We start from the raw sequence: 14,438 nt of genomic DNA on the forward strand, positions 1-14,438 counted from the left end.
AAATTACTCGATTTCGACTAAAACCGGACAATGGTCTGAATGTATGGCATCCGGAAGGATTACGGCACGCTTTAATCTGTGCTCTAAAGGTTCGCTTACCAAATTGTAATCGATACGCCATCCTTTGTTATTTCCTCTTGCTCCGGCGCGGTAACTCCACCACGTATAATGATGCGGATCTTTGTTGAAATGACGGAAACTGTCGATAAAACCGGACTTCATAAATCCGTCCAGCCAGGCACGTTCCTGAGGCAAAAATCCCGATACTGTTTTGTTGCGGACCGGATCATGAATATCGATTGCTTCGTGGCAAATATTGTAATCTCCACAAATAATTATATTAGGGATTGTAGTCCTTAATTCATTTACATAGACTTGAAAATCATCCATAAACATAAATTTATGGTCTAACCTTTCTATGTTTGTTCCTGAAGGAAGGTACAAACTCATTACAGATACATCATCAAAATCAGCTCGAAGATTTCGTCCTTCGAAATCCATATGGTGTATTCCGGTTCCATAAACAACCTGATTAGGTTCTGTTTTAGATAAAATAGCTACACCGCTGTATCCTTTTTTGGTAGCCGGATAATAATATTGGTACGGATAACCCGCAGCAGTAATATCTTCTGTGGGAATCTGCTCCTGAGTAGCCTTAATTTCCTGAAGACAAATTACATCAGGATTAGCCTGTTGAAGCCAGTTGATAAAGCCTTTTGAAATAGCAGCACGTATTCCGTTTACATTATAAGAAATAATTTTCATTCGATTTTTTTAGATTTTCAAAAGTAATAAAAATGCGGAAAGTTTACATAACAAACACTAAAAGTAGAGTTTTTTGTTATCTTTGTTCGCTGTTCTAATAAATTAAAAATAGTAAATGGGTTTAGTTACCGCAAAAGAAGTTGCAAAGGCAATAAATGTAGATAAGTACGGAGTTTTTGGTACTTTTTCTGGCTGGATTCTTATGAAGGTTCTTAAGATATCGACCCTTAATAAAATTTACGACCACAATAAACATCTTGAAGACGTTCCTTTTTTGAATGGAATTTTAGATGAAATGGAAATCAAATTTGAAATTCCTGAAGAAGATTTAAAACGATTACCAAAAGATGGCGCTTACATTACCATTTCTAATCATCCGCTTGGAGGAATTGATGGTATTTTGCTTTTGAAATTAATGCTCGAAAGAGAACCAAATTTCAAGATTATTGCCAATTTTTTATTGCACCGAATTGTTCCGCTTAAAAAATACATTATGCCGGTTAATCCTTTTGAAAATCATAAGGACGCTAAATCAAGTGTAGTTGGAATCAAGGAAACTTTACGCCATTTAAGTGACGGAAAACCATTGGGAATTTTCCCTGCCGGAGAAGTTTCGACTTATAAAGACGGTAAATTAGTAGTTGATAAACCTTGGGAAGAAGGGGCTTTAAAACTGATCAGAAAAGCAAAAGTTCCGGTTGTCCCGATTTATTTTCATGCCAAAAACAGCAGATTGTTCTATTGGCTTTCTAAAATTGATGATACTTTGCGTACTGCAAAATTACCATCGGAATTGCTTACTCAAAAAGACCGGGTTATTAAGGTTCGTATCGGCAAACCAATTTCAGTAAACGAACAAAACGAAATTGAATCGTTTGAAGAATACTCTGAGTTTTTAAGAAAGAAAACCTATATGCTGGCCAATCCTTTTGAAAAAGATCATAAGTTACTGGATACGGCTAATTTAAAAATTACGAAAGCACCTAAAAAAATTGCTACTCCTGCAAATGAAGCAAAAATGATTGCTGAAGTAGATGCTTTACGAAACAGTGACTGTCGTTTATTGCAAAGTAAAAATTACGAAGTCTTTTTTGCAAGAGCAAAATCGATTCCGAATATTTTGCATGAAATTGGCCGTTTACGCGAAATTACTTTTCGTGAAGTAGGTGAAGGAACCAATGAATCAATAGATCTAGACCAGTTTGACCAGTATTACCATCATATGTTTTTGTGGGATGAGGATACTAAAAAAATTGCGGGTGCTTACCGTATGGGATTAGGCTCTGAAATTTACCCAAAATACGGAATTGAAGGCTTCTACCTGAACGATCTTTTTAGATTTGAACCGGAGTTGCATGATATGATGCATAAATCAATAGAAATGGGTCGTGCGTTTATCGTCAAAGAATACCAACAAAAACCTATGCCATTGTTCTTACTATGGAAAGGAATTATTCATACGACTTTGCGTTATCCTGAACATAAATATTTATTGGGTGGCGTAAGCATCAGTAACCAGTTCTCTGACTTCTCAAAATCGCTGATGATTGAATTTATGAAGTCAAACTATTATGATCCTTATATCGCTCAGTATATTCATCCGAAAAAGGCTTATAAGGTGAAACTGAAAGATGCTGACAAAGATTTTATTTTTGATGAAGCAGAATCAGACCTTAACAAATTTGATAAAATTATTGATGAACTGGAACCAGGGAACTTGCGTTTACCGGTATTAATCAAAAAATATATCAAACAAAATGCGCGAGTAGTAGCTTTTAATGTTGATCCGTTGTTTAATAATGCCGTCGATGGTTTAATGTACATCAGGATTGCAGATATCCCTGAAAGCACGATGAAACCTGTAATAGAAGAGTTTCAGATTGAACTGGAGCGTAAATTAGCTGAGAAAGAGGACATTAATTAATAAAGAAAAACATAAAAAAATCCCAACTAAGGTTGGGATTTTTTTATGTTTTAAAACCAGACAGACTGATGCAAAATAGCATCAAAAGAATGGTTTGCAATAAAAACTATCAATCTTACAAAGTGATAAATAGCCAGAAAATAAGCCAGATTATAAGCTAATTTTTTATTGTACAAAAGAGTGGTAAAGTATTCTTTTTTATTAATTATCTCTACTGTCAGTACAATAATTGTCAGGCAGCAAAAAAGAATTACAAACGGGCCTAAAATATGATAGCTAATACTTTTATAAATATCTCCCTGATAAAAGTATACCAACGATTTAGTTATACCGCAACCCGGACAAGGAAATCCGGTAAGCATTTTAAAAGGACATAAAGACTGATCCGATTCTAAATGATTATTATGGTTTTGCAGCATTAAAAAAAACGGAACTATCAGTGTTATTAATGCACCGATAATTCCGTAAATTTTACGTTTTATTCTATTATTATTTATACAATCTGTTGATGTCACCTTGTACGATCATTGCTGCGGCTATAGGAAAAAAGAAACCTAAAAGGATTAATAAAGTTGATTGATCTTTTTGAAGTTCACCTGTTTGTTCGTATACTTTTGGCAAAGCCTCTTTACCTGCTAAATAATAGAAGTAAATATTTATAGGCATACAACATCCGGCAAAGATTGCAATTGGCTGAGAAATAACTTCTCTTTTAGCCACTGTATTAAAAACTTCTGCAACTTTAATATTCCAGTAAATCAAATATAATCCGCAAGTTAAAAATCCGAAGACTAATACCATAATTGGGTCAACCTTAAATACCGGTATTTCAGGATTTGAATTATTCCATTCTTCTGGCTTTGTAGTTTCCATATCTATAAGTTAACAAAATTATGCTTCAATATTTCCAATTTCATTGATTTCACTAAAATCATTTTTAGGATCTGGTCCGTACTCATTAGTCCCTTTATCTCCTTCTGTACAAGCCAATATTAAGCTATATATAGGGATAAGAATAAACCATCCACTTTTACCTACATCATGCATTCTCCTAACACCTACCCCAATTATAGGAACAAGAACCGCTAAACTATAAATATTTATTATTATCATTAAAGCTGGTGAAATTAATCCGGCAACAAAAGCTAATACAAAGACAATAATTATATGCATTAAAAAAAACATCCAATATTCTTTTCTTCTTGCTCTTCCATTAAAATTTGCATAATTTTCAAAAACTACTTTTTTGTACCATTCAATCATAATTAATAATTTAATTAGTTAGTCCCTACTCTTTTTTAGGATTTTCAGTTCCTCCTTAATTTAAAATTTTGTTAAATTTAGCAACAATATTAAAAAAAAATAACTTCAAAAACTAATTCTGCAAAATATATTTTACAGAAAAAACCTGTTATTAAAACCTAAAACTTAACGGGCCTGTTATTTTACATACAGAGCTTTTATTTTATCTACAATTACTTGGGCTAAACGTTCATGGCTTTCAAATGTCCATCCGGCAATATGAGGAGTCAGAATCACTTTTTTACCATCTAAGAGATACTGAAAAGCTTCTGGAGTATTTTTATCCTGAAAAAGGGTCTCAAAAGATAATTTCTCATATTCCAATACATCTAAACCAGCTCCTAAAACCTTTTCAGATTTCATGGCTTCAACTAAATCTGCCGTCACTATATTTTTACCACGAGATGTATTAATAATCCAGAACGGCTTTGCAAATGCATTAATAAAATTCAGATCGATCATTTTGTCTGTGTCCGGTGTCCATGGAATATGCAGACTCAAAACATCTGTTTTTTTCTGTAATTCCTGTAATGAAACCTGTTTTGCATTTTCATCTCCCATGTTATCCACAATATCATAACACAATACCTCTACATCAAAACCACGGAGCTTTTTAGCAAAGGCTTTCCCCATATTACCATATCCAATAATTCCGACTGTTTTTCCGTCTAGTTCATATCCGCGGTTACTTTCACGATTCCATGCACCAGATCGGATTTCGCTGTCTGCCTGATTTAGTTTATTAAAAAGTGACAAAATCATCCCTAAAGTATGTTCTGCAACAGCGTTGCAATTACCTTCAGGAGCAGCAATCAAATGAATATCCTTATCTAATGCGTAATCGCAATCAATACTTTCTAGTCCTGCTCCTACCCTGGCAATAAACTGAAGGTTAACAGCTTTATCGATAAATTGTTTGTCAATTTTAAAACGGCTTCGGATTATGATTCCGTTATAATCCTGAATTTTGGCTTCAATCTCTTCTTTTGAAGATGCAAAATCAGAATGATTTTCAAAACCGGCCTCTTCTAATTGCTTCCAGAGAGTGGGATGATTGCTATCGATATGTAGAATTTTTATGCTCATTATTTTTAAATTTAGATAAAACAAAAATACAGTTTATTCTTTATTTTTTAATTGAGATTGTTTCAAACTGATAAACGCAGGTTTTTATTGACCTATTTTTTTTAACTTTGAAAACAACTCCTTACTGCAATACAACTCATCTCAAATGAAATTGACCAAAACATTTAAAGCTTTTTTTGAAAACGAAAAATCGGGAGGACTCTTATTACTTTTTGTTACTATTCTTTCGCTTACACTGGCCAATTCATCATTTCAGACAGATTATATTGCACTGTGGGGGAAAAATTGGGGTGGACACTCTATCAATCACTGGATTAATGATGGTTTGATGACCATTTTCTTTTTACTGATTGGATTAGAACTGGAGCGGGAAATTTATCATGGTGAATTGTCAAGTATCAAAAATGCATCTTTACCAATGATCGCTGCATTAGGAGGAATGTTGGTCCCAGCAGCATTATTTTTAGCACTTAACTACGGAACTGCTACTCAAAAAGGAGCCGGAATACCAATGGCAACTGATATTGCATTTGCTATTGGAATTTTATCCCTATTAGGAAATAAAGTCCCAGTATCACTAAAAGTATTTCTAACAGCATTGGCAGTTATTGATGATTTAGGTGCTATTATCGTAATTGCTATTTTTTATACGTCTTCAATTGCTTTTATAAATCTTGCTATTGCCTTAGGAATCTGGGGACTTTTATTTGTTTTGAACAGAATGAAAATTCATAACCTGATTCCATATTTAATTGGCGGAACTGCGATGTGGTATTTCATGCTGACTTCAGGAGTTCACGCAACCATTACCGGGGTTATATTAGCATTTGTAATTCCGTTTGGAGATGGCGGTAAAAAATCATCATCCTATAAACTACAGCACTTTTTACACAAACCTGTAGCGTTTCTGATTTTGCCATTATTTGCTATTGCAAATACATGCATCACCATAGAATCTGATTGGCATGAAGGTTTAAACCATACAAACACATTCGGAATTGTTTTAGGATTAGTTGTCGGGAAACCTTTAGGAATTTTACTTTTTTCCTTTATTGGAGTAAACGCCGGTTTTTGTGTTTTACCAAAAAAGTTAAAATGGTCCCACATATTAGGTGCCGGAATGCTTGGCGGAATTGGTTTTACGATGTCAATCTTTATTACTGTTTTAGCCTTTAAAGATCCTGAAATCATTGTTTTTTCTAAAATTGCGATTCTGATTGCTTCTGTGATTTCGGGTATTTTCGGATTTGTTTATTTGAAGTTTATTTTATCAAAGAAAAGAGCTTAATATGAAATCCATTTAATTTTTCGACACATTCCTGCAATTTATGCCTGTACTAATAAAAACCAGAACTTGTAATTGAGAAAAATGAAAAGAACCAGACAAATCCTTACTGTATCACTATCTCTTATAATATTACTGGTAGGGGTAATACTTTATCAAATAAAATATAATTCCACAAGTCCTGATCTGAATTGTCAAATTCCCGTTCCTTTTTGTGGAACTCAATCTTTTGAATTAACAGGAAGCCGATACAAAGGAAAAGAGATTTTTAACTCCAATTGTGCTGCCTGCCACAAACTAGATGCCAAGAGTACTGGACCAGCACTTCGTAATATTGATTCTTTAGTTTTTGTAAAATGGATGCTCATAAAAAATCACAGAATCGACAGTAACAAAATTGAAAACTTAGGAATAGATTATCATCGAACAATGTTTAAAGATGTTCTCAATCAAGAAAATCTTACTTTCCTAATAGATTATTGTTCAAAAACACAATATTAAACTCTAAAAGCAAAAAATTCCAAACTCAATAATAATTGATATTTGGAATTTTTTATATTGGAATTTCTTTTAAAAACTATCCCTTGATTTGTTTCAAAGAAGTTTTAATTCCTTTTATTAAAGATGAACTGAAACCATTGTGTTCCATTTCATTTAAACCTACAATTGTACAGCCCTGAGGAGTTGTTACACGGTCGATTAACTGTTCCGGATGCACTTTCTCTTCCAACAACATTTTTGCTGCTCCTTTTACAGTTTGTGCCGCAATTGCCAAAGCTGTCTGAGAATCAAATCCAATTTCGATACCGGCCTGCATCGAAGCACGAATATATCTTAAAGCATAAGCGGTTCCACAAGCACCTAAAACAGTTGCAGCGTCCATTAGTTTTTCGTCAATAACCGGAGCAGTCCCTAAATCCTGAAACAAATCTACGATTGGCAAAGCCTTCTCTCTGTCTTTTTCAGGAAAAGAAATACAAGTAGCTGATTCTCCAAATTGTGCAGCAATATTCGGCATGATTCTCACTACCGGATATTCATTATTCGTTTTTGACTGAAGCATTTCCAAAGACAAACCGCTTACTGCAGATGCAATGGTTTTTCCCTGAACAACCGGTAAAATCTCTGCCAGAACAGTATCCACCTGATACGGTTTTATAGTCAGAATTACTACATCGGCTTCTTGGATATTATGCTTGTTATCAGATGAAACGGTAATTCCTAATTCTGTTAAATACTGAATACTCGCAGTGTTTCTTCTAGTAACGGTAACCTGGTTATTTTTTGAAAATTTTGCAATCCCCACGGCAACAGAAACCCCTAGATTTCCTCCCCCTATAATATGTACTTTCATGCTTATTTATTGCTGATTAATAGCGTATTTTTCAAGCCCCAAATTACACAGATTTTAAAGATCTTAAATCACTCCAATCTATTAATTTGTTGCAAAACTTAAAATCCAAGAATCAGTTTGGCAACTCCAAAATAGAGCATAATCCCAAAAACATCATTGGTTGTTGTGATAAACGGACCCGTTGCAATAGCGGGATCTATTTTATTTTTATGAAGGAAAAGCGGCACCAAAGTTCCCAAAGTTGCAGCAAATAAAATCACTACAATCATCGAAATTGAAATTGCCAGACCTACTAAGTACTGTTGATACATAATGGAATGATATCCAAGTAAAAGCAATGAAATAATACTTCCTGAAATCATCGAAACCGTAATTTCTTTGGTAAAATAACCACGGCTAAATTCTTTCAACGTTCCGTTTGCAAGCCCCTGAACTACGATTGCTGAAGCCTGAACGCCTATGTTTCCTGCTGTTGCCGAAAGCAAAGGCACAAAAATAATTAAGGTTGAATAGGTTTGAAATGTTTCTTCATTTCCTTTTAAAACAAAAGAAGCTACTATTTCGATTACCATTCCAATTAAAAGCCAGGGTAAACGTGCTTTTGTTAATTCTAAAACACTGTCATTTGATTCAACGTCCTGTGTAATACCCGCCGCTAACTGGTAATCTTTATCAGCTTCGTCCTTGATTACGTCTACGATATCATCAATTGTAATTCTACCAACAAGACGACCCAATTCATCTACAACCGGAATAGCTTCCAAATCGTATTTTTGCATGATACGTGCTACCTCAACATCTTCAGTATCTACGTTTACAAAATTTAATTTTCGAATATAAATATCTCCAATCTGGGTTTTGGTTGAAGTTGTCAATAAATCTTTAAGTGATAATCTTCCTTTTAAGCGATTTTCATCATCAACCACATAAATTGAATGTACTCTGGACACATTTTCGGCCTGAATACGCATTTCTTTCACACAAGTCAGTACATTCCAATTCTCATTGACTTTTACCAGCTCCTTTCCCATCAAACCTCCGGCCGAGTTTTCGTCGTAACGCAATAAATCAACAATGTCTTTTGCGTGTTCAACATCAATTAACTCCGAGATTACTTCGGCTTTAATTTCCTGCGAAAGTTCGGCAATAATATCTGCCGCATCATTAGTTTCGAGCTCATCAAGCTCTTCTGCAATCTCTTTTGGCGAAAGTCGGCTTAAGATATTCTCCCGCAAATCATCTTCCAGTTCAAGAAGAATTTCTGCGGTTTTATCACTATCTAAAACCTTAAAAATATAGGTTGCCTCGTCAAAATCCAGTTCATCGAGGATTTCGGCAATATCGGCATGGTGCAGATCGTTAAGTAAAACTTCAAGTTCTTTGTCGTTTTTGTGAACAATGTGCTCTTCTAATTGATGTATTAATTCTTTGCTAACTTTGAACTCCATCGGCTTCTATCTTTTGAGTCAGTTCAATAAATTCATCTACACTTAGTTGCTCGGGACGTTTATCAAAGATAGTGTCTAATCGCAAATTATCAGTTAAATTTAATGTTTTCAAACTGTTACGTAATGTTTTTCGTCTTTGCTGAAAAGCAGTTTTCACTACCGTAAAGAACAACTTCTCACCACAAGGAAGGCTATAATCTTCCTTTCGGGTCATTTTCATCACACCCGATTTTACCTTGGGCGGAGGAATAAAAACATTTTCGTCAACAGTGAACAGATACTCAGTATCATAGAAAGCCTGTGCTAAAACGGACAAGATTCCGTAAGCTTTAGAGCCCTTTTTCTCGCAGATTCGCTCAGCAACTTCTTTTTGAAACATCCCCGAAAATTCCGGAATCTGATGTTTAAATTCTAAAGTCCTAAAAACGATCTGTGTCGAAATATTATAAGGGAAGTTTCCGATAATGGCAAATTGCTTGTTTTCGTAAACCTCATTAATATTGTATTTCAGGAAATCCTGAGAGATAATCTTGTCTTTTAATTTTGGATAATTTTCACCCAAATACACTACAGATTCCGTATCAATCTCGATTACGTGTGTGTTAATTGGTTTGTCAAGCAAATATTTAGTCAGCACACCCATTCCCGGCCCTATTTCTAAAACCTCATCGTACCCCTGTAAACTCAGAGTATCAGCAATTGCTTTTGCGATACTTTCGTCTTTCAGGAAGTGTTGTCCTAAATGTTTTTTGGCTTTTACTTTTTCCATTATTTCTTTTAGATTGTTAGACTTATTAGATCGTTAGACTTCTTAGATTTTTAGAAAAAGGTTCTAACTGTCTAAGAAGTTTAAAAATCTAACTATCTATTTTAATGTTCCGAGATCACTTCTAATTCGGTTCTGAAAGAAAGCATTTTATCGGCAAACAATTCCTGGGCTTCCTGACGAAATTTTGGTGCATCTTCAAGATAATATTTCTCTAAAGTTGCTTTGCTGTCTGTAAAATACTGAACAGAATATGTAATTCCCCCCATGTCTTCTTCAATCAAAACTTTTACGATTCGTGCTGAAGAAAACTTGTTTGTAGCCAGAATTTCCGGTATATGTTTTTCCTGCATCCATTTTAACCATTGGTCATGAACGCTTTCGTGTATATTGGTGGTAACGTTGTAAATAATCATTTTTTTTCTTAGATTATTAGATTGTTAGACATCTTAGATTGTTAGACATCTAATGATCTAACTTTCTAATAATCCAAAAATCTATTTTTATAAATTCTTGTCTCCTCTTAACTCGCGGTATTTTTTTCTGGCATCAACAAAGTAAATACTATCCTGATGATTAAAAATCACCTTTTCATACAAAGGTTTTGCTTTTTCTGTATCTTTTAATTCATCGTTGTAAATTTCTGCCGAAAAAAACAGCGCTTCATCTACATAAATTCCGTCGCTATGATGGTCAATGATTTGCTGGTATTGGCTTAAAGCCGAATTATAATCTTTCAGGCTTTCATATATTTTACCTAAACGCAACATTGTTACAGCTTCAATTTCCTGTCCCTTGAAAGACTTCAAAATATTCTGAAACTGTATAATTGCCTCTTGTTGTTTATTCTGATAAATTAAAAAATCACCTTTTGCAAATTGCTTCAAAGCCGTTTGTGTCGAATCAGCAACTGTGTTGTCATTGATCAGCAAAAAATATTCCAGGGCATCATTTGCAATTAATTGTGTATTGGCCGACTTTAATTCCTTGAATTGCTTTAAAGCCCATTCAAAATCTGTTTTAAAATAACTTGCTTTTGCTGCTTTTAAACTTGCTTCATGAGACATCACATCATTCTTCAAATCCAATTGAATTTGGGAATAATAAATCAATGCCTGATTGTATTTTTCTTCCAAAAGTAAAATATCACCCAATTCCATTTTGGCATCTGCTTTCTGATACTCATTCAAATTAAGCTCTAAGGCTTTTTTCACAACTGCCTTGCCTTCTTCTGTCTTTTTTAAATTAAAAGCCAGGAAATGCCCCTGAATTATTTGCAAAGATAAGGTAAAAGGAGTTATTCCGTAAGTTGCAAGCAAATGTTCCAATTCGATAGTGATGCCCGGGTAATCCTTTTCCTGCGCCTTATCAATTTTAATTTGCATCAAATTAGCATTGGTCTGAATCAGTAAATTTAAATCTTTGGTATTCTGTAAAATAAAATTCAAAATTTCAGTAGCCGTTTCAGTATCATTTTCATTCAGTGCAAACTGACTTAGATTAACTATACTTGTCAACGATTCCGGTTCACGTTTATAAATGGCTTTTTCCTGAATAAAAGCTTTTCCAAATTCTTTCTGCTGTACATAAAACCAACTTAGATAATGGTTCCAAAATACATCCTGATTTTGTTGTGTTTTCAGAATTAGAGCCTTACGCATAGCATCTTTAAAAGCCGTATTATCATTTTCACCGTTCATAAAACGGGATAATTGTGCCTGTATCAGATTTGAATTTTGTGGATTTTGAAATGATTCTGTCAGTAAAAGATCGATCATTAAATCGGTTTTGCCTAATTGCCCGTACAACATTCCAATCTGGAAATTAAAATTGTAATTGGGCTGCACCTGCATTGCAGTTTGGTAGGATTTCAAGGCATATTCAAGCAATACTTTTTTCTCGAAAGAATTCGCAACTCCGTAAACATCATTCGGATTCGTTTTTATTTTTTCGATAGCCTGATCATAATAATTCTTAGCTTTAGATTCGTTTTTCTGTAATTGAAAATTATATCCTAATTCGACTAAAAAAACACCCTGTTTATATCTATTATACCTTTCCTGAATGGCTTTATCAGCATTGGCAAATTGCTGCAGCTGTTGATAACATTCAACTGTTCTTAAAAAATACTGTGTATTGGATGGTACACTTTTTAAAAGCTCTTCATAACTGATCTTTGCTTTTTCGAAATCACCTTTATCATAATAATATTGAGCGAGCTGCTCATTTTGGGAGAATACAAAAGTAGACCACAACAAAACGATATAGATACAGATGTTTTTCATATTTCGGTTTTTAGAAGCTAACTTTAAGCATTATCAAATTTCAATGTATTCCTTTTTTGCTTTGATTTCCAGATTATCAAAGTTAATCCAATTAAAATAAAGGGAATGCTTAAAATCTGTCCCATATTAATTGGCATATTGTTTTCAAAAACTTCCTGATTTTCTTTGAAGAATTCAATTATAAAACGAGCCAGAAACAATAAAGTCAGGAAAAAACCAAAAATCAGTCCCTCTCGTTCTTTTATTTTTTGTGATCGGAACATAAAAAACAAGAAACCAAAAATAAACAAATACGAGAATGCCTCATATAACTGCGTTGGATGTCTGGGAATCAAATCATCTCTTTGAAATATTACTCCCCACTTTCCATTAGTTGGTTTCCCGTAAATTTCTGAATTCATGAAATTACCAAACCTGATAAAAGCAGCTGTAATGGGAACGGCAACGGCCATTCTGTCTAAGATCCACAGCAGTTGTACTTTGTGTTTTTTGCAGTATAACAGTATCGCAATTAAAACGCCAATAGTTCCACCGTGACTTGCCAAACCCTGAAAACCAACAAATTCATAAGAACCTTTAACTTTTTGAATTGGCAAAAGTATTTCTATCGGATGTTGAATAAAATAAGACAGTTCATAAAAAAAACAATGTCCAAGCCTGGCTCCAAGTACTGTACCAACAATAACATAAATCAGCAAACTATCCAGACTTTCTAAAGATACATTTTCTTTTTTATAAATATTTCTAACAATATAAAAACCAAGCAGGAGTCCGGCAGCAAAAAATGCTCCATAATATTTTAGAGGAAAAGTATCTGTTATCCAAAAAATAACAGGATCGACATTCCAGTTTAATATTCCACTCATTTTTCCATTGTTTATTGTAAAAAAGAAAACCTAACAGGTTTTGGAAACCTGTTAGGTTTAGCTAATTACTATATAATTAATTTATAATATCAAATCCGCAGTAAGGACGTAAAACTTCAGGGATTACAATTCCTTCCGGAGTTTGGTAATTTTCTAAAATACCGGCCAAAACTCTTGGTAAAGCTAATGAACTTCCATTAAGCGTATGAGCCAATTGGTTTTTTCCGTCTTTATCTTTGAAACGTAATTTCAAACGATTTGCCTGGAAAGTCTCAAAGTTAGATACAGAGCTAATCTCTAACCAGCGATCTTGTGCGGTAGAAAATACTTCGAAATCATATGTCAAAGCCGAAGTGAAACCCATATCACCGCCACACAAACGTAAAATTCTGTATGGTAATTTTAACTCTTTTAAAATATTTTTTACATGTTCTACCATTCCGTCAAGTGCTTCGTAAGACTTATCAGGATGTTCAACGCGTACAATTTCAACTTTATCAAATTGGTGCAAACGATTTAATCCGCGTACATGCGCTCCATAAGAACCTGCCTCACGACGGAAACATGGGGTGTAAGCTGTATATAAAACAGGTAATTCCGTTTCTGTCAAAAGTACGTCGCGGAACAAATTTGTAACCGGAACCTCAGCCGTTGGAATCAAGTATAAATCATCAATCGTTGAATGATACATTTGTCCTTCTTTGTCCGGTAGTTGTCCTGTTCCGTAACCTGAAGCTTCGTTTACCAAATGAGGCACCTGAACTTCGTTGTAACCTGCAGCCGTATTTTTATCTAAAAAATAATTGATTAAAGCACGCTGTAAACGGGCACCTTTTCCTTTGTAAACCGGAAAACCTGCACCAGTAATTTTTACACCCAATTCAAAATCGATGATATCGTATTTTTTCACCAATTCCCAGTGAGGTTGTGCGCCTTCATGTAAAACCGGAATATCACCTTCTTCAAAAACATTTAGATTTTCTTCGGGCGTTTTCCCTTCCGGAACAATATCAGCAGGAAGATTAGGTAATGTATATAATTTATTCGTTAATTCGGTAGCTAAAGCTTCTGCTTTTTCACCTAATTCTTTACTTTTTTCTTTTAGTGAAACTGTTTTCTCTTTTAAGATTGCGGCTTTTGATTTCTCTCCCGCTTTCATTAATTCACCAATATCCTTGGATAATTTATTAGATTCAGCTAAAGTATTGTCTAATTCTGCCTGTGTTGCGCGACGATTTTCGTCTAATTGCACCACCTCTTCAACAACGCTTTTAGCATCGATATTTCGTTTTGCTAAAGCCTTGATTACTTTCTCCTGATTTTCTCTAATAAATGCGATTTGTAACATAGCTTGGTT

14 protein-coding genes and 1 pseudogene are annotated in these 14,438 nt (G+C 34.2%); 3 read left to right on the plus strand and 12 right to left on the minus strand.

Annotated features, from left to right (window positions below):
- Positions 1–3 precede the first annotated feature (3 nt).
- Positions 4–765 carry an exodeoxyribonuclease III gene (locus JE46_RS17815; protein WP_031456640.1) on the minus strand — a complete coding sequence of 254 codons (762 nt, stop codon included), beginning with the start codon at positions 763–765 and terminating at the stop codon, positions 4–6.
- A gap of 115 nt (positions 766–880) precedes the next feature.
- On the opposite strand from JE46_RS17815, the gene JE46_RS17820 reads away from it, so the two are divergent.
- Entirely contained in the window at positions 881–2,689 is a 1,809-nt protein-coding gene (locus JE46_RS17820; protein WP_031456641.1) for a GNAT family N-acyltransferase, read from the plus strand.
- Between the two features lie 50 nt (positions 2,690–2,739).
- Here JE46_RS17820 and JE46_RS17825 read toward each other — a convergent pair whose 3' ends face one another.
- The 4 genes from JE46_RS17825 to JE46_RS17840 form a co-directional block, all read right to left on the minus strand.
- A complete protein-coding gene (locus JE46_RS17825) occupies positions 2,740–3,204 on the minus strand; it encodes a DUF2752 domain-containing protein (RefSeq protein WP_031456642.1) in 465 nt (154 codons plus the stop codon).
- Positions 3,179–3,562 (minus strand): DUF4234 domain-containing protein, encoded by a 384-nt coding sequence (locus JE46_RS17830; protein ID WP_031456643.1) that lies wholly within the window; start codon positions 3,560–3,562, stop codon positions 3,179–3,181. The genes JE46_RS17825 and JE46_RS17830 overlap by 26 nt, the downstream gene beginning before the upstream one ends.
- An 18-nt stretch (positions 3,563–3,580) precedes the next feature.
- Positions 3,581–3,952 (minus strand): DUF805 domain-containing protein, encoded by a 372-nt coding sequence (locus JE46_RS17835; protein ID WP_031456644.1) that lies wholly within the window; start codon positions 3,950–3,952, stop codon positions 3,581–3,583.
- Between the two features lie 177 nt (positions 3,953–4,129).
- Positions 4,130–5,077 (minus strand): 2-hydroxyacid dehydrogenase, encoded by a 948-nt coding sequence (locus JE46_RS17840; RefSeq protein WP_031456645.1) that lies wholly within the window; start codon positions 5,075–5,077, stop codon positions 4,130–4,132.
- A gap of 145 nt (positions 5,078–5,222) precedes the next feature.
- On the opposite strand from JE46_RS17840, the gene nhaA reads away from it, so the two are divergent.
- The gene (nhaA, locus tag JE46_RS17845; RefSeq protein ID WP_031456646.1) at positions 5,223–6,365 is read left to right on the plus strand and encodes a Na+/H+ antiporter NhaA; all 1,143 of its coding nucleotides are present in this window, start codon (positions 5,223–5,225) and stop codon (positions 6,363–6,365) included.
- A 249-nt stretch (positions 6,366–6,614) separates the two neighbouring features.
- Positions 6,615–6,696, plus strand: a pseudogene (locus JE46_RS24530) (c-type cytochrome); the annotation flags it as partial.
- 243 nt (positions 6,697–6,939) lie between these two features.
- On the opposite strand, the gene proC reads toward JE46_RS24530, so the two are convergent.
- The 7 genes from proC to serS all read right to left on the minus strand — a co-directional run bounded on the left by proC (position 6,940) and on the right by serS (position 14,429).
- Entirely contained in the window at positions 6,940–7,716 is a 777-nt protein-coding gene (proC, locus tag JE46_RS17855) for a pyrroline-5-carboxylate reductase (RefSeq protein WP_031456648.1), read from the minus strand.
- Positions 7,717–7,814: 98 nt separating this feature from the next.
- Positions 7,815–9,164, minus strand: a complete 1,350-nt coding sequence (gene mgtE, locus JE46_RS17860; RefSeq protein ID WP_031456649.1) for a magnesium transporter — start codon at positions 9,162–9,164, stop codon at positions 7,815–7,817.
- Positions 9,148–9,933 carry a 16S rRNA (adenine(1518)-N(6)/adenine(1519)-N(6))-dimethyltransferase RsmA gene (rsmA, locus tag JE46_RS17865; RefSeq protein ID WP_031456650.1) on the minus strand — a complete coding sequence of 262 codons (786 nt, stop codon included), beginning with the start codon at positions 9,931–9,933 and terminating at the stop codon, positions 9,148–9,150. The genes mgtE and rsmA overlap by 17 nt, the downstream gene beginning before the upstream one ends.
- 101 nt (positions 9,934–10,034) lie before the next feature.
- Entirely contained in the window at positions 10,035–10,346 is a 312-nt protein-coding gene (locus JE46_RS17870) for a DUF4286 family protein (protein WP_031456651.1), read from the minus strand.
- Between the two features lie 87 nt (positions 10,347–10,433).
- Positions 10,434–12,215, minus strand: coding sequence for a tetratricopeptide repeat protein (locus tag JE46_RS17875; protein ID WP_031456652.1), 1,782 nt, complete (start codon positions 12,213–12,215; stop codon positions 10,434–10,436).
- 23 nt (positions 12,216–12,238) lie between these two features.
- Positions 12,239–13,081 (minus strand): prolipoprotein diacylglyceryl transferase, encoded by an 843-nt coding sequence (gene lgt, locus JE46_RS17880; protein WP_031456653.1) that lies wholly within the window; start codon positions 13,079–13,081, stop codon positions 12,239–12,241.
- A 76-nt stretch (positions 13,082–13,157) separates the two neighbouring features.
- Positions 13,158–14,429 (minus strand): serine--tRNA ligase, encoded by a 1,272-nt coding sequence (gene serS, locus JE46_RS17885; protein WP_031456654.1) that lies wholly within the window; start codon positions 14,427–14,429, stop codon positions 13,158–13,160.
- Positions 14,430–14,438: the final 9 nt, after the last annotated feature.

The sequence above is a fragment of the Flavobacterium chungangense LMG 26729 genome, from assembly GCF_000735715.2.
In the GTDB taxonomy this organism is placed as follows: Bacteria; Bacteroidota; Bacteroidia; order Flavobacteriales; family Flavobacteriaceae; genus Flavobacterium; species Flavobacterium chungangense.

What these genes read in the sequence shown, in the direction of transcription:
- rsmA (WP_031456650.1), bottom strand. Translation starts at nt 9,933, where the DNA reads ATGGAAAAAGTAAAAGCCAAAAAACATTTAGGACAACACTTCCTGAAA.
- JE46_RS17830 (WP_031456643.1), bottom strand. Translation starts at nt 3,562, where the DNA reads ATGGAAACTACAAAGCCAGAAGAATGGAATAATTCAAATCCTGAAATA.
- serS (WP_031456654.1), bottom strand. Translation starts at nt 14,429, where the DNA reads ATGTTACAAATCGCATTTATTAGAGAAAATCAGGAGAAAGTAATCAAG.
- mgtE (WP_031456649.1), bottom strand. Translation starts at nt 9,164, where the DNA reads ATGGAGTTCAAAGTTAGCAAAGAATTAATACATCAATTAGAAGAGCAC.
- JE46_RS17820 (WP_031456641.1), top strand. Translation starts at nt 881, where the DNA reads ATGGGTTTAGTTACCGCAAAAGAAGTTGCAAAGGCAATAAATGTAGAT.
- nhaA (WP_031456646.1), top strand. Translation starts at nt 5,223, where the DNA reads ATGAAATTGACCAAAACATTTAAAGCTTTTTTTGAAAACGAAAAATCG.
- JE46_RS17815 (WP_031456640.1), bottom strand. Translation starts at nt 765, where the DNA reads ATGAAAATTATTTCTTATAATGTAAACGGAATACGTGCTGCTATTTCA.
- JE46_RS17870 (WP_031456651.1), bottom strand. Translation starts at nt 10,346, where the DNA reads ATGATTATTTACAACGTTACCACCAATATACACGAAAGCGTTCATGAC.
- JE46_RS17840 (WP_031456645.1), bottom strand. Translation starts at nt 5,077, where the DNA reads ATGAGCATAAAAATTCTACATATCGATAGCAATCATCCCACTCTCTGG.
- lgt (WP_031456653.1), bottom strand. Translation starts at nt 13,081, where the DNA reads ATGAGTGGAATATTAAACTGGAATGTCGATCCTGTTATTTTTTGGATA.
- JE46_RS17835 (WP_031456644.1), bottom strand. Translation starts at nt 3,952, where the DNA reads ATGATTGAATGGTACAAAAAAGTAGTTTTTGAAAATTATGCAAATTTT.
- proC (WP_031456648.1), bottom strand. Translation starts at nt 7,716, where the DNA reads ATGAAAGTACATATTATAGGGGGAGGAAATCTAGGGGTTTCTGTTGCC.
- JE46_RS17875 (WP_031456652.1), bottom strand. Translation starts at nt 12,215, where the DNA reads ATGAAAAACATCTGTATCTATATCGTTTTGTTGTGGTCTACTTTTGTA.